Below are 21,703 nucleotides of genomic sequence, written 5' to 3'. Positions count from 1 at the left end.
AGGCGTATTCACAACCAATCACCACACACCACAAAAAATAGTGCGTCGAGCTGGTTATGCCACAATTTTTAACGACCATCACTACACAACAAACAATTGTGTAGACACCTGCATCAAGGACTTTTTCGCAAAGCCCCCGAAACACACTAAACAGTGCATCAAGCGACAGTCGGTGGCATGAACAACACCCACGTATCAACCACTCCCCACCACCATAGAATCGGTGGCGCGTCAGAGCAGACTGCATCATCATGTTCCAAGTCATGTATAAAAAATCAAACAATCCCAACAACCACACAAAGTGGCATCAGAACCGTTGATCTGCTTGGTTCATCACGCTATTGAGTTCTCAAACAACATATGCACACAACACTCCACAACCACAACACTGTGGTGCTTCACGTTGAGGCGGATTCCGAGCTTATCACCCACATGAACCAGAAGCAAACCGGAGAAAAACTCACGATCCTTGGCGTTCACACACTCGGTGACAAGAAACAAGACCGAAGGGAAATCCAACCACCCGGTAATAACCGGCGATCTTGCAGGATTGCTAAGCTACACCATCCAAGAACCAGATGCAAACACAGAAGCAAAACCCGTTAAGGATCTTGATTCCCCCGTGCGCACCGGGCCTGTCGGCCTCGCTTGCAGATCAATAATCTACACACCGCCCACAACAAACACAAAACCCCAGCTCAATATCGTTTTTGAACTGGGGTTTCTCTGTGCGCACGGACGCTATTCAACCAAAGTCTGAATGTGGCCGGCGTTCCGAGCATCCTGCTTGATGATGCGGGCGTAGAAGACCCACACCGCTATCGCCACATAGAACGCAGAGATAAGGACACCAATGGCCACTCTCGGTAACGGATCAACGTCTCCAGTGAAGAACAACTGGAAACAGAGCACCGTCACCATTGCCATGCCGTAGGCGAGGAAACCCCCAAGCGTCAGCGCACCGGCCTTTGGCCACCGCAGCGTGGCGAGTGCAGTTAACAACGTGGTGCCCAGAATGAGGAAGAGCACGATCAGCCCCAGCATCGGCGCACCCGCCAGAATCTCTGTTCCGCTGAACTGCTCCCGGAGCGTGCTCTCACTATTCAGCAACGCGGGATAACCGACTAGGACCATGACCAAGGGCACCGACCAGCTGGTCCTAACAGTGCCCACCAGCGCAGCTTTACGCCATGCCCGCCTACTTCCGCCAAAGGCCAACCATTGAACATAGTTTTTTGGCAGCCCGTACGCAGTGAGCAGCCACCTGCTCCCGATGAGGGCGCCAACAAGTGCGATCCCTAGGTAGGCGCCGATCGTATCCGCCGCCCAGGGCCAGAATGCCAACACGAGGCCAAGAGCCAAGGCGATACCGCACTCCCATTTCGCCAGGGTGCGCCCCAGCAGGCGCAGTGGTTGGATCACCGCCGCGTCGAGTGCCGTGTCTGCTTCGAAAGCCACCCGCTCTTCGCGGCTCAAGTCCTCCGCATTCGAGCCTGCCGGGGTAACGGCTCCACCTTCAGAGCTCGACGCAACCTTCCGCGTTTTCGCCTTCTCCGCTCGGACCAGGATGTTCTGCTCGCCCACCGCGTCATTGCGAATCTCCACCTGCGCACTCCAGCCCCGATAGACGGCATAAGCGAGAAGAAGCAAATAACCCACAAGGCAGGAGAGCAGAAGCTTTCCCGAGGTCAGCATGCCGTTAGCGGTCCGAGAAAACACCACGACAATGAGGAGATAAAGCGCCGAGGCCGGCAGCGCCATCCCCCACATAGCTGCCGCTAGTCGGCGGATCTGCGCCGTGGTCAGCCCGAACGCCCGCAGTTCTTCGCCCTTCGGCTGGAATACCAAGTGCACGCTTCCCACAGCACCGCCCAGGAAGATGGCATAAAAGAAGTTCATTGGCCGGTGTTCCGCCTCGCCAACGATCGCGAGGAAGCTCATGAGAACTACGAGGAGCACCCTCCACAGCACGCTCCGCCACGACGCGAAGAGGAAGACCTGGCCCATCACTCGGGTGTTCACTCGCTGGACCTGGGCCGAAGCCTCGCCCGCTACCCCCTTGCTTTCCGCCACCTTCATCCCACCGTCCAATGGCTGGGCATGCCGATCACTCGTCTTACTACTCATCGCCGGCCACCTCTCCGGTGAGCGCGAGCACCGCCTGCTCCAAGTCCGCGGCCTTCAGCTGGACACCGGCGCGTTGCGCTGCCGACTCTGCCGCCACGGCTTCCGGCGATTCGGGATCATAGCTGAGGGTCAACCTGCGCAAACCGGTGCTGGTGACGTCCTTAATAAGGAAGGAAGAAGGAGGGACCGACAAGGAAGCAGCCCACTGGTCAAGGAAGGCGGCCACTGCCTGGCTGGGGCCGGAGACCAGGTGGATGCGGCCAGAAACGGTCTCGAGGGGGCCGGATTCCAGGAGCTTGCCCTCGTCGATGATGATTACCTGGTCGAGTAGGCGCGAAACGTCCCCGAGGTGGTGCGTGGACAGAATGACCGTGCGGGGATTGCGCTCCAGGTCGGCCATGAGGAATTGGTAGAAGGCCTCGCGACTCTGCACGTCGAGGCCGAGATAGGGCTCGTCCAGCAGGGTGATCGGGCACTGCGCTGCCAGGCCAAGGATGATGCTCACCGCCGAACGCTGTCCGCGGGACATCGCGCGCAACCGCTTGCTGGTATCGATGCGGAAGGCCTGGATCATCTCCTCCGCGAAGGCCTGATCCCAGGTTGGCCAGCGAAGTTCCGCGACCCGCAGCACGCTACGCACCGGGAGGTCCTGTGGCCACGTGGCGTCCGGGCCGGCGAGAATGATGCGCTCCAGCGCCCACTCGTTATCGCGGATGGGCTGACCGTCCAGGGTCACCGTGCCGGAGCTGTTCAGCTGCTGCGCGATAGCCCGGAGCAGGGTGGTCTTCCCCGCTCCATTCCGTCCGATCAGTCCGTAGACCTGACCGCCCGGGATCTGCTGGCTGATGCCGTCGACGGCCGGGTGGGTTTTCTTGCCGAAGCTGACCGTCAGCTCCGATAGTTCGATGCTGGGTGCAGTCCGGGGCGGGATGCTCGTTCCAACGCTTTCTTTCAGGTGGTTCATTGTTGTGCCTTCCTGTGTGGCGGGACGCGTGATGCGTCGACTTAGCGGTCTAGCGTGATGCTCTGGGCTGGTTGCCGCTCGAAGGGCAGTGTTTTGCCTGCTCTCCGGTGCTCTGCATGGGCGGCTGGAGTAACCCGCGGGGTGCGGGTTTCGGTGCGTTGTTGGGGTCAGTCATAGAGCCCCCGGCTTTCAGCGACGCTGCCCAGCAGCTCGCGGAGCTCGCTGGCGGTCATGTCCAGCTTCGCGGCCTCGTCGACCAGCGGCACCAGGTAACGGCCGGCGAAGGCCTCCTTGCGTTGCGCGATGACCTTCTCCCGCGCGCCCTCAGTAACGAACATGCCGATACCTCGCTGTTTCTGAAGCACCCCGGCATCCACCAGCAGGCTCAAGCCCTTGCGGGCGGTGGCCGGGTTGATTGCGTGGAAGGCCGCGAGCTCGTTCGTCGACGGTGCCCGCTCCCCCTCTGGCAGGGAGCCGTCCACAATGGCATCCGCTACGAGCTCAGCCACTTGTTGAAACAGCGGCGTGGTGGCTTCCTCCATGGCACCTCCCTGTATTCGTGTTCGATCCCCTCGATGGGGCTTGGTTGACGTTCACCGTGCGACCAGGTTGCGGTTCAACACCGCGCCCTACCTAGTCGGTTAGTTACTTGTGTAACCAACCATACAACAACTCTTTGATGCACACTAGAGGGGAAAGCGCCACGCGCACAGGCGCTCAAGAAGTACAGTGCGCAATGGATAATGCACTGAAAATTGTGAAACTAAAGAAACGGACAACCGACCCATCATGCTCGAACGAACGCAGATCTTCGTCGATACCTCTTATCTCCTAGCTAGCTTCTATAACTCCTGGGAAACCGGCGCCCGCGCGCAATTAGAAATCGACCTTCCGGAGGTCGTATGTACCTTGGGCCGTATCGCCCAGGATCAGCTCAAACAGCCCATTCATCGACAATTTTGGTACGACGGCATCCCGGAGTCAGGGCCGCACCGCTACCAGCGTTCCCTGCGCAGCGAACCTGGCGTGCAGCTACGCAGCGGCCAGCTCATCGAGTGGGGAGACCGGCGCACGCAGAAGGCAGTGGACACCCGCCTGGTCGCGGATATGGTGCTCGCCGCCGTCCGTGGCAACGTCTCGGATATCGTCCTCGTCTCCGGCGACGCGGACATGCTGCCCGGCGTGGAAGAGGCCGTGAATGCGGGCATTCGCGTGCACCTCTATGGCTTCGGCTGGGACTCCATGTCCTCCCAGCTGCGTTTTGCCTGCGATACGACCACGATCCTCGACCCTCGCGAGGATTTCCGGGACACGATGCGACTGCAGATCCTGGAGGGGCCGCTGCCCGCCAACGCCAGCACCACCCCAATCCCTGGGGAAACGCAGGGCGAGGACAGCCCCAGCCCGGAGTTCAAGCCCCTCGGCGATGCGGAAGAGCCCGAAGAGTCCGGACCGAGCGTCATTCCGGATATGGAGCACAACAAGCAGGTCACCGAGCCCACGGCAGAAGCGGGCAACAACACCGCGGCCGGGGACAACGCGCCGGCCGAAACCGCCACGGAGCCGACCTCCGCGGCAGCACCCGAGCAGGCTTCGGCCACGGCCGCAGGATCCGAGGATGCACCGGCAAGCGCTGTACAGACCAACGCTGCTGCGGCAACCACCACGACGGATGAGCAGGCAGAGTCCCCGTCGGCCGCCCCAAGCCCCGCGGCGCACCCCGCCGCACCCAAGTCTGCGCCGAAGCCCGGACCCAAGCCGGGTCCGGCACCTACTGCCTCCGCCGAACCAGCGATGTCCGAGCCGGCCGCCGAAACGACGGCACAACCGACCCCCAACACCGTCGCAGCTCAGGGTGCTGCGGCACCGAACGACGCGGCGCCGGACAACGCGGCTGAGCAGAGCGGGGCAGCACAGTCCCAGGCACAGGAACCAGCCACAGCCACCGAGGGCACCCCGGAAGCAGCGCCGAAGCCGAAGCCGAACCCATCCATGATGGCCCGCCACCGCAAGCTGCGCTCCCGCTACGTCCCGCTCCCCAACGAAGTCTGGGCGTCCGCGGGAGAGCAGAACCCCTACGACATCGGCCAGCAGTACGCCGTCTGGTGGTTCGACAACGCCGCGAGCGAGGCCCAGAAGGATAACGCCCACCTGCTCTCTGGCGGCGGCCTTCCCCCGGAGATCGACCGCCCACTCCTGCAGTTCGCCTGCGATACCCTTCACGAATACACCCTGACGGAGGCGCAGCGCGTCGGCCTGCGCGATGGTTTCCACAGCGGTATCCGCGGCATCATGCTCCGCGGCCCGCGCGGTTAAATCCGCCCTTCGGTGTGCATGTGTTTTGATATACGCATGCACACCGGAACGACCGTCGAGCACAACCAAGCATCCGTCACTGGATTCAGCACTGCGGAAACGCAGCCCGATGCCCTGAGCCCGCTGCGCACAATCGTGCACATGCTGGTCACCGGCGCGGTCGCGGCAGTGGCGACGGTCGTGGCCTGGTTCATCATGTCCAGGCCGAGCCTTCCGGCGTATAACACCAGCTACGTGCTCAAGGCGCTGAGCAGCGTCGGCTCTGTGCTCGTGATCCTCTTCGCTGCGGTGTCGGTGTACTACGTGCTCCACCCTCGACCCGGCTGGTCGAACTGGCAACGCCGCGTTCTCGGCGTGCTGCTCTACCTGGCTCCGGCCGGCCTGGTGATTACCAGCATCGGTATTCCACTGGCCGCTACCAGCCTGTACCTGGATGGCGTGAGCGTCGACCAGGCTTTCCGAACCCAGTTCCTGTCCCGCCTGACGGACACCCCGGGCTGGGTGGACATGGCCTACCCGGACATGCCGAGCTTCTACCCTGGCCTGTGGTTCTTCACCGGCGGCCTCTTCGCCCGCATGACCGGGTTGGCGGGCTGGGCCGCGTACCAGCCGTGGGCTTTGATGACCCTGGCTGCGGCTTTTTCCATGCTCGTTCCCCTGTGGCGCCACCTCACCGGCTCACTGGCCTCGGGCGCGACGGTCGCGCTGGTCACGGCGGTGGCAACCCTCCACGTGGCGCCGGAGGAGCCCTATGCCGCCATCGTCGCGGTGGGAATGCCGGCCGCGATGGTGATGACCCGCCACGCGCTGCTGGGCTCCCGCTGGGCACTGTTTGGCGTCATGGTCTACCTGGGGCTGTCGGCGAATCTCTACACGCTATTCACCGCTCTGTCTGCGCTCTCGGTGGTGGTCATGGCCATCGCCGCTGCGATCCGAGAGAAGGGGATCCGTCCACTGCTGAAGCTGCTGGCCATGGGGGTCGGCTCGATCCTCATCGCGCTGCTTGGCTGGTTCCCCTACCTGCGCGCGCTACTCACCCAGCCCCACGGTCCGACGGGCAAGGCACAGCATTACCTCCCCGAAGATGGCACCGCGTTGATGATGCCTTTCTTCGACCTTTCCGCGCTCGGTGTTCTGACCCTGATCGGCCTGGTCTGGCTGGTTGCCCGCCACCGTCAGGACGACGCCCGCGCCCTGCTGGTCGGCATCCTCACCGCCTACGGTTGGGCGGTCGCCTCCATGGCCATGCCACTGCTCGGCACGACCCTGCTGGGATTCCGCGTGGCGCTGCCGATCGCGCTGCTCTTTGCCGTGGCCGGCGCGCTGGCGATCATCGACCTGCGGGGTGTGGGGATGCCGAAGTTCTACCCGGCGACCGTGGACCCCGCGAAGTCCCGCGGTGTGACGCGCGTGTTCGCCGCGATTCTGGCATTCGGGACGCTCTACTACGCGATCGATATCCCAATGAATCACGAGAAGAAGATCGATACCGCCTACACGGACGCCGACGGCAACGCCATGCGCGGTGACCGCATGCCCGCGGACGCCACCGTCTACTACGCGCAGATCGACGAGCACCTCGCCGAAAAGCTGGGGAAGCGCTCCGGGGCGACCATCCTCACCGATGAGCAGCACTTCATGAGCTTTTACCCCTATCACGTGTATCAGGCGATGACTGCCCACTACGCCAACCCGCTGGGAGAGTTCGAGCGGCGCAACGAGGAAATCGAGTCCTGGACACAGATCACCGACCCAGATGAGCTCATCTCCGCGATGGATCGGGCAGCCGAGGAAGAAGGGTGGACCGCGCCAGACGCCCTCGTCCTGCGTGGCGAGGTGCCAGCCGAGGAAGGTGGGCCGGCGGGTCGCGACGCCACCCCGATGGAGGAAGCGGAGTTCTCCTACCTCATCGCGGATGACATCTACCCGAACCAGCCGAACGTCCGTTTCCGCACCGTCCACTTCCCGGCGAGCGCGTTCCAGAAGCACTGGGATGTCACGCAGATTGGGCCGTTCGCCGTCGCCGTGCGTAACTAAGGCCACGCGCGTACTAGTCCACATTTGACCGGCGGTAACGTACAGTTATTAGCCGTGTCTACGGTGCAGCAGCAGAATAATAAACAGCCAGATCAAGGGCCCGGAAGCTCGGTGAACCCCACCGCGCCGCCACAGGCGAACCAGGCCCCGAAGAGTGGCACCAGCAGTCGGATCACGACCCTCGCGATCGTCTCCGGCTTGCTGGGCTTCTTGCTTTTCATCGCCACTCCATTCTTGCCGGTCAACCAGGAGCAGTCCTCCTTTTCCTGGCCACAGAACGGGGACCTGCGTAGCGTCACCGCACCGCTGATCAGCTACTCCCCAGAAAGCCTGGACGTTTCGATCCCGCTCTCCGAGATCGACAAGCTCAACGATGGCCAGAGCAACGTCCTATCCACCGTGCCGGAGGGCTCGAAGGAGGAGACGCTGCGCGGGCTCTTCGTCCGTAACACCGACTCCGGCCTGGACGTCATCATCCGCAACGTGGTGCCGCTCTCCCTCAAGGAGAAGGACCTCAAGGAACTCTCCGATGATGCCCTGCTGCGCATCACCTCGGATGCCGAGGTCACCCGGGTCTGGGTGGACGGCACCACCACCGACGGCGAAGAGCTGGACCCTGCGGTGTACTCCGGCGATATCGACCGGGATACCCGCCCGATGCTGACCGGCATCTACACCGAGTTCGAGAACACCCCGGACAACGCGAAGGCCGCAGCCGATGCGGGGCTCAAGGCCGACGTCAAGGTGGATTCTCGCTTCTCGAGTACTCCGACGCTGCTGAAGAACATCGTCATGTGGCTCGGCCTGGCCTTCATGGTCGTCTCGCTGTGGGCGCTGCACCAGATCGACAAGTTGGACGGGCGCACCGGCTCCGGTCGCCTGATGCAGAAGGACTGGTGGAAGCCCCGCTGGGTGGACGGCTTCGTAGGTGCCGTGCTGCTGATTTGGTTCTTCATCGGCGCGAATACCGCCGACGATGGCTACCTGCTGACGATGGCCCGGGCCAGCCACGAGTCCGGCTACATGGCCAATTACTATCGCTGGTTCGGCGTGCCGGAGTCCCCCTTCGGCTGGCCGTTCTACGACCTGCTGTCGCTGATGGTCAACGTCTCCTCCACCTCCCTGTGGATGCGACTTCCCGCCCTGCTGGCTTCCGCGGTGACCTGGCTGGTGCTCTCCCGCGAGGTGCTGCCGCGCCTGGGCGTGAAGGTTAACCAGCGCGCCGTGGCGCACTGGACCACCGCGGTGGCCTTCCTGATGTTCTTCATCGCTTTCAATAACGGCACCCGCCCGGAGCCGATCATCGCGGTCTTCTCGCTGCTGACCTGGGTCTCCTTCGAGCGAGCCATCGCCACCCACCGGCTGCTGCCGGCGGCGATCGGTACGCTGCTGGCCACCCTGGCGCTGGGTGCGGGTCCGACCGGCCTGATGGCCGTGGCGGCGGTGCTGGTCTCCCTGAGCGCACTGATCCGCATCGCGGTGCGCCGCCTGCCGTGGCTGGGCGCCGAGAAGGGTGCGGGCCGCGGGAAGGTGATTCGCGGCATGCTCGCACAGATCGCACCGTTCCTTGCTGCGGGCACCGCGATCCTCGTCGGCGTATTCGGCGACCAGACGTTTAGCACCGTGCGCGAGGCCATCGCCGTTCGCTCCGACCGAGGTCCGTCGCTGTCCTGGTACCAGGAATACGTGCGCTACACCTCACTGCTGGAGCAGTCCACCGACGGCTCCTTCGCGCGCCGCTTCATCGTGCTGATGATGATCTTCAGCCTCGGCGTGGTCGTGGCGTCCATCCTGCGCAACGGGCGTGTCCCGGGCGCAGCGAAGGCCCCCACCGCTCGCCTGATTCTGGTCATCCTCGGCACGGCCTTCTTCATGGTCTTCACACCGACGAAGTGGACTCACCACTTTGGCGTCTACGCGGGCATTGGTGCAGCCCTGATCGGACTCGCGGCGATCGCCGCCTCGCACTTCTCGGCGAGCTCCGCGCGCAACCGCGTGCTCTTCCTGGGCACCACGCTCATGCTCTTCGCGCTGTCGCTCTCGGGCACGAATGGCTGGTGGTACGTCTCCAGCTTCGGTGTTCCGTGGTGGGATAAGACGATCCAGATCGCTGGCATTGAGGCCTCGACGGTGATGTTGGCCATCGCCCTGCTCACCCTGATCTGGGGCGTGCTGCTGGGGTACCGCACGGATGCGCAAAAGGCCCGCGCCCAGTCCGCGGGCGAGGTTGCTGACGTCGACAATGGCACCGATGACGGTGCGGTGACGGATACGACGAACCGGAAGCGCAAGTACCGCGTCACGATGGTGACCGCGGCACCGATCGGTGCGCTGACCATGCTGGCACTGGTGTTCTCGATCGCGTCGATGGGCAAGGGCTTCATCTCGCAGTGGCCGGCGTACTCGATCGGCAAGGGCAACGCCGTCTCCCTGGCTGGGCACAGCTGCCAGCTGGCCGAGGATGTCCTCGTGGAGACGAATACGAATGATTCGCTGCTCAAGGTGGCCGATGGTTCGCCGATCGGTGACTCCCTGACCACCGAGGACTCCACTGGCTTCCTACCGAACCGCATCCCGGCGCACATCGACCCGGATGGTCGTGGCGAGGATGCCGTGAGCCAGAACTCGGTGGAAACCGCGATGAAGCTGGATGGCGATCAGCCGAGCAGCGGCACGAATCTGAGCGAGGAAGACAGCCAGGCCAGCAGCGAGGGTACGGACGGTACCGCTGGTGCCTCGTCCAATGACCGGAACGACGACGCCGCAGCCTCCGGTGACCGCAGCGGTGGCGCAGAGGCTGCGGACGGTGGTCAGGATTCCGGCACCGCCGGTGGCCTGCTGCCGAAGCCGGGCGTGAACGGTTCGCACGCGCGTCTGCCATTCGAGCTGGATCCTCAGCGCGTACCGGTGGTCGGTTCCTTCCAGGAGGGGCCGCAGTTCTCCGCCTCGACGACGACCAAGTGGTACTCCCTGCCGGAGAACCGGGAGGATCACCCGCTGATCACGTTGAGCGCGGCGGGCACCATCGGCCACTACGATTCCGACAATGTTTTCCAGTACGGGCAGCTGGTCAAGGTGGAGTACGGCAAGTCGACCGGCAAGGGTCAGGACGACTTCGAGCCGCTGGGCGAGGATCTACCGCTGGACATCGGCACCGCCCCGCAGTGGCGCAACCTGCGCATTCCGATGGAGTGGATCCCGGAGGAGGCGGATCAGATCCGCATCGTCGCGGTGGATACCAACCTCACCCCATCCGAATGGCTGGCGCTGACCCCGCCCCGCGCCCCGAAGCTGGAGCCGCTGAATGACTACGTGGGTTCCGAGGCTCCGGCGCTGCTGGACTGGGCCACGGCTTTCCAGTTCCCGTGCCAGCGGCCATTCGACCACAACGTGGGCGTGGCTGAGGTGCCGGAGTTCCGCATCTCGCCGGATCACTCCGCCCGCCGCATCCTTACCCCGGTGATGGACTACGCCGGTGGTGGTTCCGTGGGGCTGGTGCAGATGAGCACGCAGGCCACGGAGCTGCCGACTTACCTAAAGGATGACTGGCTGCGGGACTGGGGTGTGCTGGACCGCCTGCGGACCTTCCCGGATGCCACGGGCGAGAAGCCGCGTCCGGTTGAGGTGGACGTCGAAGAGAAGACCCGCTCGGGCTTCTGGTACAACGGCCCGATGAAGTACAACGATGAATAGTTAGCGGCTGGCCTGCCGGTAGAACGGCAGGCTGGCAGCGCACGTGGGTGGGCTGTACTAGCTGCCTCAAGCGTTAACTGCCCCGGCAACGACGAAGCCCGCGGCTCCTCGTACCTCGAGAGGAGCCGCGGGCTTTAACTTTGGCGAGCGGGTGTGCTCCGGTGTTTAGCTCAGGGCGCGCAGGAGACCCTGGAGCGCGTTCGGGTCGACGTTGAGCTGACCGTTCTGCAGCTGGCCTGCCCAGTCCTGGGTGCCGCCGACGGTCTGGATCACGCGGAGCAGCTGGCCCAGGTCAACGCTGGAGCTGCTGCCGGCGCTGCCCAGGGCACCGGACTGGCCCGCCATGTTGAGCAGCTGCTGGATCGCCTCGGTGGGCACACCACCGTTCTGGCGAGCCTCGCCCAGGGCACCAGCCAGCGCGGTGAGTGCAGGCAGGAGTTCCTGGCCCTGCTGGATCTTCTCCGCAACCTGGTCCTGCGGCACGCCGAGCTGCTGGGAAATCGCTGCGGCCACCGGGGCGGTGAGCTGTGGCAGCGCGCTGTTGATGAAGGTCTCCGGGGACACGCGACCACCGACGACGCCGAGCAGCTGGACCACGAAGTCCGAGGTGATCGGCATGTTGACGCCGGTCTGGTGCTCGATCTCGTTGACGATCTGAGCTTCCTTCTCGACGATCGGCTGGGTCGCTGCCAGCTGGTTGGAGGTCTCGCCGGCCGGGGAATTGTCCGCCATGTCGCCGGCGAGGGCCTGGAGCTGGGCGTCGTCACCGTAGTACTCGTTCAGGTCGACGTCGGTGATCACGCCGTCGACGGAACCGTTGCCGCTGTACTGCCAGAAGGTGACCTTGTCCCAGCCGCCCGGGATGTCTCCCGGCAGGCTGTTCGAGTAGTAGGCCAGCCACAGCGGGTACTCGGAGAACTCCGTGGTGTTCGCCATCTTCTGCTTCCAGAAGGAGTAGTAGGTGTAGATGATCGGCTGGCGGCCGGTCTGGAGCTTGATCTCGTCGATCCATTCACGCACCCAGTGCTGCAGCTGCTCCGGGCTAAGGCCCTGATCTTCCTCGAGGTCGAGGACCGGCGGCAGGGAAGGCTGCGGGCCGGTCGCGATCACGGAGGCATAGAACCGGGCCTCGGCGCGCGGATCGTTCCAACCCGGGCGGGCGTAGTGGTAGCTGCCCGGGATGATGCCGGCCTGCTGGGCCTTTACCGAATCCGAGGCGTAGTAGGGGTTGGTGTAGTTGGTGCCCTCGGTGGCCTTCACGAAGGCGAACTTCTGGCCGCTGGCAGCGACGGTGTTCCAATCGATGGCTGCGCCGCCCGGGTGCTGGTGGGAGGCGACGTCGATGCCCGGGATTGCCCAGGAGGGCACCGGGATCACGTGGCTCGCCATCAGCGCGGCGACAGTGGCAGAGGTGCCCAAAAGGGCAGTTGCCGTGAGGCGTGCAGGGGTCGAGGTACGGCGCGTGCGGCGCCAAGGCAGTGAACGCATGTGGAATAGAGTACCCAACTTTCACTCTTTTCACACCTGTATCGCACGTAATCACCAGCATCTTACACCACTGTAATTAACAAAAGCCCCATTGCGGGGCTATGTTTTTGCCCGTCGCGGCGGCACCGCGACCCAGGGCGAGGCGCCCGCTAGGGCTCGCTGAAACCACCCTCGACCTGCCGCAATGCCTTCTCCTCCCGGTAGAAGCACGTGGCGAGCACGGCGACCCCGGCGACCCATACGGCCGCCATCGCGAACAGTGCCGCTGGCTCCGGCCAGCTGATATTCCACAAGAAATGCAGCGCAAAACCGGCGAAACCCCAGCCGAAAACCTGCCCACAACGCCATGCTCGGCTCCGTTCGCGCGGCCCCCACAGCGCCCGCCCGATGCCGTATCCAACGAGGCCGCTGAATACCGCGTGCAGGCCGATACCGAACAGCAGCCGCATGCCGTACGCAGAAGCTGCCCCCGCCACATCCGAGGCAGGATGCAGCACGCCGAGGAACAGCGCGTAGAGCGAGCTCTCGTAAACCTCCATTCCGAGGCCAACGAACACACCGGCGAGCAGGCCATGGTGCGGCCGGTTCCACCAATCGCGGCCGATCCACAGCAGCATCCAGATACCCAGGGCCTTCGTGATCTCCTCCGGCCAGGCCCCACCAAAAGCCGTCGAGAGGATGGGCAGGCCAAGTTTCTCCGGAATCTCGCTGGCCGCATCCGCCGCGGTGAATACCGCAAGCACGCTGCTGGCACTAGCACCCCACCACAGCGCCATGGTCACCAATCGTCGCGGCGTACCCCGGTAGCAGCGCAGATGGCTGAGCCCCCACCAGGCCACGGCAACCAGAGCAATGGAGATGCCAAGGGCAACCAGCAGTGGCAGCCCGGGGGCCGACGGCGTCGCAAGCAGCAGCGCGAAAATGGCCAATACTGTGCAGAGCACCGCCAGCAGGGTGAAGCAGATATAGACCCCACCACGCCGAATGCGGGGACCCGAGGCAACCTCCGGCGACATGCCCAGCGCGGAGCCAGCCTCGGAGATCGGCAGTGGCAGGGCGCTCCTCTGCGGTGTCGAGTCGGCAGGGTTGCTGCGGCCCTGGGATTGCTGTTCCGGCAGCATCATCGGCCTCCCTCCTGCTGCTGTGGAGAGACCTCGGTGACGGCCTCTGGTCGCAGCTCGGCGGTCTTCAGCAGCTCGTTGACCATCGCCTTCGTGCTATCCACTCCCCGGGCCGTGACCTGCAGGCTAACGAGCGTGCCCTCGCCGTCCCCGCCCTCATCCTCGCGGAAGAACCCGACCGTCCGACTGAGGTCGGCATCGGAAAACGGGTCGACGTCCTCGCCCTCGTCGTTGGCGGCGGCTACCTCGTAGTAGTCGGTCACCCAGACGTCAGTCACCCCGGTGCGCTCCTTCAGCTCCGGGGCGATCTCGAGTGCGGTCTCCGTGTACCGGACGGGTCGCATGCTCTGCAGATCCGCGAAATTAATCGCCCGGATCGCCCGGTCCACCGCCAGCGCCTGGTCCTTCACTGAGAGCATGCTCACGACCTCCACCTGGGAGGAAGGGCAGGAGAACTCCGGCGTGACCATCGCATCCTCGGTGATCGGTGCGGCGCAGTCGCGCAGCACACCGAAGTCCAGGGGCCAGTCCGCGAAACTCATCAGGTTTTCATCGAAAGCCTCCGCCGGGTTCGCGTAGTGAGCCGGCGCCTCGGCGCTCAGCGCGGCGTTCACCGCCACCGGCCCCGCGAGACCCACCACGGCCGCTGCTCCCACCGCGGCGACGTAGCGGTTTCGCCGCGCCTTCCCGAACGGCACGCTCGGGGCCGTCAACTGTCTCCGATCCATTTTTTCATCGTAGCCCCCGCCCCAGACACACCCCATGTCCACCAACACTGGTCCGGCGGGCGCACGGTCGCCGACCGGGGTGACGTCCTAAAAAGAGAAGACGACGCCGTGTCTGCAGCGCGCACTACAGTGGGGGAACATGAGCGAAAAGAAGACAACATCCAGCCAGCCGGAACTGCCGGATAACATCACCGAGGCCGCCGCGGGCGAGACTATTTCGCCTGCTCAGGACCTGTACCGCCACGTCAACGGGCAGTGGCTGGCCAGCCACGAGATTCCCGCAGACCGGGCCGTCGACGGCACCTTCCACCAGCTGCGTGACCAGTCTGAGAAGGACGTCCGCGCCATCGTCGAGACACAGCCCGCCGATTCCCAGATCGGTGCGCTGTACTCCTCCTTTATGGATGAGGAGGGCATCGAGGCGGCCGGGCTCGCACCGCTGGACGCCGACCTGGCCGGGATCAACGCCGCCGCGGACATTCGCGAGCTGGCCATCGAGCTGGGTGAGCTGGACCGCGCTGGCGTCGGCGGCGTGGCGGGCTACTTTGTCGCCAAGGACGCCGAGGGCGATGCCGAGCGCGCCTACCTGGTGCAATCCGGGCTAGGCCTGCCGGACGAGGCCTACTACCGACAGGAGCAGCACCAGGACACGCTGGCTGCTTACCGCGAGTATGCGACGGACATGCTGGAGCTGTACCTCGCGGAGGGGCGGGCTCTGCCTGGGAGCCACGCGGGTGCGGGCGCCGCGGAGGCCGCCGAGGCAATCCTGCGCTTCGAAACCACGCTTGCCGAGGGTCACTGGGATAACGTGACCAGCCGCGATGCGGATAAGACCCACAACCCGATGGCGGTGGCGGACCTGCCGACGGGCTTCCCCTTCGCGGAGTGGTTCGAGGCCACCGGCATTGCCGCTGGTAGCACGGCTGCCGAGCGTGTGATCGTGAGCCAGCCGAGCTTCATCGAGCACGTCGCGAAGCTGGCCGGCAGCGTGCCACTGGACGATTGGAAGCTCTGGGCGACCTGGCGCGTGCTGAACTCCCGTGCGCCTTACCTGCCGGCGAAGTTCACCGACCGGCGTTTCGAGTTCTACGGCCGCACCCTGAGCGGTTCGACGGAGCAGCGTGCCCGTTGGAAGCGCGGCCTGGGTCTGGTCGAGGGTGCGATCGGCGAGGAGGTCGGCAAGAAGTTCGTCGCCGAGCATTTCCCGCCGGAATATAAGGAGAAGATGCTCGAGCTGGTGGACTACCTCATCGAGGCCTACCGCGAGCGCATCTCCACCCTGGAGTGGATGACCCCCGCCACCCGCGAAAAGGCGCTGGTGAAGCTGGGTAAGTTCAGCGCGAAGATCGGCTACCCGGAGAAGTGGCGCGAGTTCGATGGGCTGGAGTTCGCCCCAGGCGGGGCCGAGCTGCTGGCTAACGTGCGGGCGGCCAGCCATTTCAATCACGACTACGAGATCAACAAGCTGGGCAAGCCCACGGATCCTGCGACCTGGTTCGCCACCCCGCAGACCGTCAACGCTTTCTACAACCCAGTGATGAACGACATCACCTTCCCCGCCGCGATCCTGCGCCCACCGTTCTTCAGCATGGACGCCGACGCCGCCAGCAATTTCGGCGCGATCGGCGCGGTCATCGGCCACGAGATCGGGCACGGTTTCGACGACCAGGGCTCGAAGTTCGACGGCGACGGCAACCTGCATTCCTGGTGGAGCGAGGAGGACCGTGCGGCGTTCACGCAGCTCACGGACAAGCTCGTCGCGCAGTTCGAAGGTCTCGTACCGACCGGACTGAAGCAGCGCGGGGAGACCGCGCACAAGGTCAACGGCTCCTTCACCCTGGGCGAGAATATCGGTGACCTCGGCGGCCTGGGCATCGCCATCGTCGCGCTGCGCCGCTACCTGAGCGACCAGGGCGTGGCGGTTGAGACGCCCGAGGGCCCCAGCGCGGAGTACCGGGAGGCGCTGCAGCACGTCTTCCTGCAGTGGGCGCGGGTCTGGCAGACGGCCATCCGCCCGCAGATGTCCGCGCAGTACATCTCCATCGACCCGCACTCGCCGGCGGAGTTCCGCTGCAACGTGGTCGCGTCGAATATCCCGGAGTTCTACCAGGCCTGGGAGGTCACCGAGGCCGATGGCATGTGGCTGGCCGAGGACCAGCGCGTGACCATCTGGTAGCTACGTGGCCTAGAGGTCGGCGAAGAGGTCGGGCTCGAAGTCCTCGGTCTCGTCCGGGACGTACTCCTCGACCTCGGTGAGATTCAGCAGCGCGCCGGTGGGATCGGTGATGGTGGCGACCCGGCCGAACTCGGAGTCGAAGGGCTCCCGGATGATCTGGGCGCCCAGCCCGCGGGCGGTATCGACCGCAGCGTCGATGTCCGCGACCCCGAGGTAGAGCGTCCACATGGAGGGCAGCTGCATCTCCTGGGTATCCCAGAGGCCGACGAGTGCCGCGCCCTCGAACTCGCCGAGTGCGTAGCGGCTGCCGTCGGAGTTCTTATCGACGCGGATATCCCAGCCAGCGAGCTCGTGGTAGAACTCCAGAGTCTCGTCCCAGCCCTGGCCGACCATGAGCTCGTGCCATACCGGCGTGCCCGGCTCACCCGCGGCGAAGAGCGCGTGCTCATCCGCAGGATTCTTCAGTCCGATGGCCGCCCCGCTGGGGTCGATGACCACGGCCATCTCGCCGCGGTCGGTCTCACCATCGGCGCCCTCCCCTTCCGGGGCCCCGAGCACCCGCGGCTCCAGGACGGAACGGGCACCGGCGTTGACGGCGGCGTTGTGCGCGACCGTGACGTTCGGCGTGTAGAGCGCCAGGCCCCACATGGAGATCTTCTCCTCCGGGATGGCTCCGATGCCGGCGACGGGCATGCCGTTCTTCGTCGCGACGGCATAGCCCTGGCCGTGCTCGCGGTATTCCCAGCCCACGAGTTCGGCGTAGAAGCGCTTCGCGGCATCAATATCGGTGGTTGCCAGGTCCAGCCACAGCGGCATGCCTGGTTGCGCCTGCATAGCGGGCATTAGAGATTCCTCCACTTTTCGGGGTCGAAGTCGTCATCGGCAGTGGCTTCATCGAAGAACTCCCCAAGGTCGTCCTCTTCAGCCAGGTTTTCGCTATCGGCAACACTACGGCCATTCGCTCCGACCTCTGCGCCGAGGGTGGTGCCGGTCTCGGGGTCGGTGATTGTCACCTGGTCGCCGTCTCGCAGGGCCTTGCCGCGGCGGGTTTCGGCTGCGCCGTTGACCGACACCGCCCCTTCGGCGAGGACGTCCTTGGCCATTCCCCCGGTTTCCACGAGGTTGGCGAGTTTCAGGAACTGCCCCAGCCGGATCTCGGTGTCACGGATAGGCACGACAGGAAAATCTTGCTGCATGTTGCCCATCCTACGGTGCCGGATTGGGCGAGTCGTTTTTGCTTTTCTTTTTATTGCATTTGCGCATCTTCGGCACTTTGCTAGGGCAAAATCAGCAACATGACAAGCCCCGCATTCACTAACGCTTCCAGCTCTTCCGCCGATTCTGGTGCGGCGGGAGAATCCCAGTACCCAACGATGCTCTCTCCCTTCGAGGTTGGCGGCAAGACTTTCCGCAACCGCGTGATCATGGGTTCCATGCACACCGGCCTCGAGGACAAGCTCGAGGACGCCCCGAAGTTGGCCGAGTTCTTCCGCGAGCGCGCGGAGGGCGGTGTTGCAGCCATCGTGACTGGTGGCTACCCGCCCGTGCTGGAGGGCAACCTGACGCCTTTTGGTCAGCCCTTCAACTCCCAGGAAATCGCCGACGCCCACCGCCAGGTCACTGAGGCCACTCACGCCGGTGGTGCGCTGGCCATCCTGCAGCTGCTGCACGCTGGCCGTTACGGCTACCACCCGATGGCGGTCTCCGCCTCCGCATCCCAGTCCCCGATCACCCCGTTCCCGGCCCGCGAGCTCTCCGACGAGGAGGTCCGCGCGACGATCAAGGCCTACGGCGAGGCGGCGAAGTATGCCAAGGATGCCGGCTACGACGGCGTTCAGATCATGGGCTCCGAGGGCTACCTGATCAATCAGTTCCTCGCGGAGCGCACGAACCAGCGCACCGATGACTGGGGTGGTTCTGCGGAGAAGCGGATGCGCTTCCCGATCGAGATCGTCAAGGCGGTTCGTGCCGCGGTCCCTGAGGACTTCGTCATCGACTACCGCATCTCGGTGCTGGACCTGGTCGAAGGTGGCCAGACTCAGGAGGAGATCCACGAGTTGGCCCGCCAGCTGCAGGACGCCGGGGTGGACATGTTCAGCTCGGGTATCGGCTGGCACGAGGCGCAGGTTCCGACGATCGTCACTTCCGTGCCGCGTGGCGCCTTCGCCTGGGCGACCGCCGAGCTGCGCAAGGTCGTGGATGTGCCGGTGGTCATCGCTAACCGCATCAACACCCCGCAGGTCGCCGAGCAGCTGTTGGACGGCTCCTTCAACCCGGAGGGTGGCGAGGCCCGCACCGGTGGCGAACCCTTCGGCGAGTTCGTCTCCCTGGCCCGCCCGATGCTGGCGGATGCTGAGTTCGTCAACCGCGCCGCCGCGGGCGAGGCAGAGCTGATCAACCACTGCATCGCCTGCAACCAGGCGTGCCTGGACCACACCTTCACCAATGAGCGGGCCACTTGCCTGGTCAACCCACGCGCGGGTTACGAGACGGAGCTGAAGCTGCTGCCGACCCGGACCGCGAAGCAGGTGGGCGTGATCGGCGCTGGTGTAGCGGGTCTGTTCGGGGCGGAGGCCCTGGCGGAGCGCGGCCACCACGTGGAAATCTTCGAGGCCAGCGATAAGGTCGGCGGCCAGTTCCAGCTGGCCATGCGCATCCCTGGCAAGGAGGAGTTCGTCGAGGCGCTGAAGAACGTGCAGGCCCGCCTGGCCAAGCGCGAGGTGCCGATCCACCTGGGTTCCCCGCGCACCCCAGAGGAGCTGCTGGAGGCTGGCTTCGACGAGGTCGTGGTGGCCAGCGGCGTGACCCCGCGCATCCCGGAGTTCCCGGGCCTGGCGGAGGCACTACGCGGCGAGGTCGATGGCGTGAGCGCCATGACCTACGCGGAGCTGCTCAGCCGTGAGAAGGAGGCCGGCAAGAATGTCGCCGTCATCGGCGCGGGCGGCATCGGCTACGACGTCACCGAGTTCCTGGTGGAGGACCGGGGCGGCCAGCCACAGTCCATCCGCGAGTGGAACGAGCACTGGGGCGTAACCACCGACCCGGAGGTACGTGCGAACCTGACCCGACCGAACCCGCCGCAGCCGCTGCGCAAGGTCACCATGCTGCAGCGCAAGATCACCCGCATGGGCCGTGGGCTGGGCAAGACCACCGGCTGGGTGCACCGCGCGGCAGTGGCGATGGCCGGGGTGGAGCAGATCGTGGGCGTGACCTACGAGAAGCTGGACTCCGAGGGCCTGCACATCACGGTGCCCGCCCAGGACATCAAGGAGCTGCAGAAGGCGCTTTCCAAGGCGAAGAAGGCCAAGGACGCCGAGGAGCTCGCCCGCCTGGAGACTGCCATCCGCGAGGAGCGCAAGGAGCTGGTCATCCCGGTCGACACCGTTGTGCTGTGCACCGGCCAGGAATCCGTCCGCCCGGACAAGGCCGACGGCACCAGCGACGATGCGGAGCAGAAGGTCCACATCGTTGGTGGCGCGGATGTCGCCGCGGAGCTGGACGCCAAGCGTGCGATCCGGCAGGCAGTGGAGCTCGCCGCTCGCCTCTAGAGCCGCCTCTAGAGCTGCTCCGCGTCCGGCTCCGGCACCCGGTCGTCGACCATCCCGATGGCCTGCATCAGCGCGTAGCAGGTCGTCGGGCCCACGAAGGTGAAACCGCGGCGCTTGAGCTCTGCGGCCATCGCCACCGACTCCTCTGACTCCGAGGGCATCTCCGCTACGTGCGCTGGGGGCTGGTGCTCGGCCGGGGCGTAGGACCAGATCAGCACCGGCAGGCCCGCGGGCAGGCGGCGTACCGCCCCGCCCAGGATCTCCCGGGCTGGATGATCCTCCGGTAGCTCCTGCAGCTCCGGGTCCTCCCGGAGGGCCACCGTGGCCTCGGCATTGCGGTAGATCGCGGCGTGCTTTCGCGGGTTGCGGATCAGCGCGGGGTCGGCGAGGGCCGCCTCGCGCTGCTCGGCGTTCATTTGCGTGATGCGGGTGGCGTCGAAAAGAAAGAAGTGATCCCTAAAAGCGCGACGCTTGCGCAGGATCGTCGCCCACGACAGCCCCGACTGGAAGCCCTCGAGGCAGATCCGCTCCAGCAGGCCGGATTCCGTGATGATGGGCCGGCCCCATTCCTCGTCGAAATACTCCCGCTCCAGCTCGGAGCGCATAGCCCAGGGCGGGCGAACCACGCCGTCGGCGCCGATGATGTTGCCGCGCGCGGTAGTGACCGGCTGGCGATGATTGTCAGATGTGCGCTTATCCATAATTCCCCCTTGAGTTTAGGCTGTGCGAAGTGTTGATTCACCGCTCGCGGCTTGTGCCCCGCGCGGCTCGCCGTGCACTTCGCTGTGCACATTAGCGGGCGCAGCAGACATCGCCCTCTGCTTAAGGCAGAATTCAGCCCCGCCGCCGAATTAAATCATTTTCAAACCTCCTGGTCAGCGGGTTTTCCCTTTCGCAGCTTTCGAAAAACTACCCCCGCTTCGCTGCTTGCGAAAATGGTATTCATCTAGCTAAAATCAGCTCCCTACCCCGGGTGCCTCTTCTTGGGTCGCGCTGCCCCACGGTGGCCAGCGCAGAGAGCAGCAGGCATCCATTAAAACGTGATCGAGCAGTTCGCCAGACAAGCAAAGGAGGGCCACGATGAACACACCGTCGATGAACCGCCCCCGCCCGGCGAAGGATCACCCCGAGGACGACGAGCCCCGCGATACCGGCACCTTCAAGGCCACCCTCCCCGCGCTCGGCGGCTTCCTCACCTCCGATGGCCAACCCATCGATCCCGCACCGCAGGATCAACCTGCGCCCCGCGCGACGCTCCCCTTCTACTGCGATGGCGAGGACCCGACCCCACGACTGTGGCTCACCGTGACGTCGACCCTCCTGGTGATCTCGATCGTCACCCTGATTCTGGTCTCGCTGTTGCTCTACGTCCTCGGCGACGACGTCATCGGCCCCGCCGACGGCCTGTTCAGCGTTCTGCGAACCTCCGTCCGCTAGGTCGGCCCATCAGATTCACGGCGAAGGGGCCGCGCTCTTCCTCTCCCGCGCCCGCCAGCACCGCGCAC

16 protein-coding genes are annotated in these 21,703 nt (G+C 64.9%); 6 read left to right on the top strand and 10 right to left on the bottom strand.

The window, feature by feature from the left end; all coding sequences use genetic code 11:
• From HMPREF3097_RS09800 to HMPREF3097_RS07125, 4 genes are all read right to left on the bottom strand, one after another.
• Positions 1-265: hypothetical protein (locus tag HMPREF3097_RS09800; protein WP_210398561.1), on the bottom strand; the 265-nt coding region annotated here is incomplete at its 3' end.
• Between the two features lie 476 nt (positions 266-741).
• Complete coding sequence (locus HMPREF3097_RS07135) at positions 742-2,127, bottom strand: ABC transporter permease (protein ID WP_070761698.1); 1,386 nt, start codon at positions 2,125-2,127, stop codon at positions 742-744.
• Entirely contained in the window at positions 2,120-3,091 is a 972-nt protein-coding gene (locus HMPREF3097_RS07130; protein ID WP_070761697.1) for an ATP-binding cassette domain-containing protein, read from the bottom strand. The genes HMPREF3097_RS07135 and HMPREF3097_RS07130 overlap by 8 nt, the downstream gene beginning before the upstream one ends.
• 167 nt (positions 3,092-3,258) lie before the next feature.
• Positions 3,259-3,633: a GntR family transcriptional regulator gene (locus HMPREF3097_RS07125; RefSeq protein ID WP_012359373.1), complete on the bottom strand. Its 375-nt coding sequence runs from the start codon at positions 3,631-3,633 to the stop codon at positions 3,259-3,261.
• Between the two features lie 247 nt (positions 3,634-3,880).
• Between HMPREF3097_RS07125 and HMPREF3097_RS07120 the strand changes: the two genes are divergently transcribed.
• The 3 genes from HMPREF3097_RS07120 to HMPREF3097_RS07110 are packed head-to-tail and all read left to right on the top strand — an operon-like array spanning position 3,881 to position 11,137.
• Positions 3,881-5,407: an NYN domain-containing protein gene (locus HMPREF3097_RS07120; protein ID WP_070761696.1), complete on the top strand. Its 1,527-nt coding sequence runs from the start codon at positions 3,881-3,883 to the stop codon at positions 5,405-5,407.
• Positions 5,408-5,443: 36 nt separating this feature from the next.
• A complete protein-coding gene (locus HMPREF3097_RS07115; protein WP_246821324.1) occupies positions 5,444-7,444 on the top strand; it encodes a galactan 5-O-arabinofuranosyltransferase in 2,001 nt (666 codons plus the stop codon).
• Positions 7,445-7,498: 54 nt separating this feature from the next.
• Entirely contained in the window at positions 7,499-11,137 is a 3,639-nt protein-coding gene (locus tag HMPREF3097_RS07110; protein ID WP_210398560.1) for an arabinosyltransferase domain-containing protein, read from the top strand.
• Positions 11,138-11,302: 165 nt separating this feature from the next.
• Here HMPREF3097_RS07110 and HMPREF3097_RS07105 read toward each other — a convergent pair whose 3' ends face one another.
• The 3 genes from HMPREF3097_RS07105 to HMPREF3097_RS07095 form a co-directional block, all read right to left on the bottom strand.
• Entirely contained in the window at positions 11,303-12,625 is a 1,323-nt protein-coding gene (locus HMPREF3097_RS07105; protein WP_070761693.1) for a glycoside hydrolase family 25 protein, read from the bottom strand.
• Positions 12,626-12,774: 149 nt separating this feature from the next.
• Entirely contained in the window at positions 12,775-13,749 is a 975-nt protein-coding gene (locus HMPREF3097_RS07100) for a PrsW family intramembrane metalloprotease (RefSeq protein WP_070761692.1), read from the bottom strand.
• Complete coding sequence (locus HMPREF3097_RS07095; RefSeq protein ID WP_246821323.1) at positions 13,746-14,474, bottom strand: hypothetical protein; 729 nt, start codon at positions 14,472-14,474, stop codon at positions 13,746-13,748. Before HMPREF3097_RS07095 ends, HMPREF3097_RS07100 begins: the two co-directional genes overlap by 4 nt.
• 139 nt (positions 14,475-14,613) lie before the next feature.
• On the opposite strand from HMPREF3097_RS07095, the gene HMPREF3097_RS07090 reads away from it, so the two are divergent.
• The gene (locus tag HMPREF3097_RS07090) at positions 14,614-16,650 is read left to right on the top strand and encodes a M13 family metallopeptidase (protein WP_070761690.1); all 2,037 of its coding nucleotides are present in this window, start codon (positions 14,614-14,616) and stop codon (positions 16,648-16,650) included.
• A 9-nt stretch (positions 16,651-16,659) separates the two neighbouring features.
• On the opposite strand, the gene HMPREF3097_RS07085 is transcribed toward HMPREF3097_RS07090, so the two are convergent.
• On the bottom strand, positions 16,660-17,493 hold the full coding sequence (locus HMPREF3097_RS07085) for a VOC family protein (protein ID WP_070761689.1): 834 nt from the start codon (positions 17,491-17,493) through the stop codon (positions 16,660-16,662).
• Positions 17,493-17,855, bottom strand: coding sequence for an RNA-binding S4 domain-containing protein (locus HMPREF3097_RS07080; RefSeq protein ID WP_371260091.1), 363 nt, complete (start codon positions 17,853-17,855; stop codon positions 17,493-17,495). The genes HMPREF3097_RS07085 and HMPREF3097_RS07080 overlap by 1 nt, the downstream gene beginning before the upstream one ends.
• Before the next feature lie 90 nt (positions 17,856-17,945).
• Between HMPREF3097_RS07080 and HMPREF3097_RS07075 the strand changes: the two genes are divergently transcribed.
• A complete protein-coding gene (locus HMPREF3097_RS07075; RefSeq protein WP_070761688.1) occupies positions 17,946-20,198 on the top strand; it encodes an NADPH-dependent 2,4-dienoyl-CoA reductase in 2,253 nt (750 codons plus the stop codon).
• A gap of 8 nt (positions 20,199-20,206) precedes the next feature.
• On the opposite strand, the gene HMPREF3097_RS07070 is transcribed toward HMPREF3097_RS07075, so the two are convergent.
• Positions 20,207-20,899 (bottom strand): DNA-3-methyladenine glycosylase I, encoded by a 693-nt coding sequence (locus tag HMPREF3097_RS07070; RefSeq protein WP_070761687.1) that lies wholly within the window; start codon positions 20,897-20,899, stop codon positions 20,207-20,209.
• A 379-nt stretch (positions 20,900-21,278) separates the two neighbouring features.
• Here HMPREF3097_RS07070 and HMPREF3097_RS07065 point away from each other — a divergent pair, with 379 nt between their 5' ends.
• Complete coding sequence (locus HMPREF3097_RS07065; RefSeq protein WP_070758210.1) at positions 21,279-21,635, top strand: hypothetical protein; 357 nt, start codon at positions 21,279-21,281, stop codon at positions 21,633-21,635.
• Positions 21,636-21,703: the final 68 nt, after the last annotated feature.

This window comes from Corynebacterium sp. HMSC27B11 (genome assembly GCF_001815985.1).
GTDB lineage: Bacteria > Actinomycetota > Actinomycetes > Mycobacteriales > Mycobacteriaceae > Corynebacterium.
This window is presented reverse-complemented; position numbering and strand designations above follow the sequence as displayed.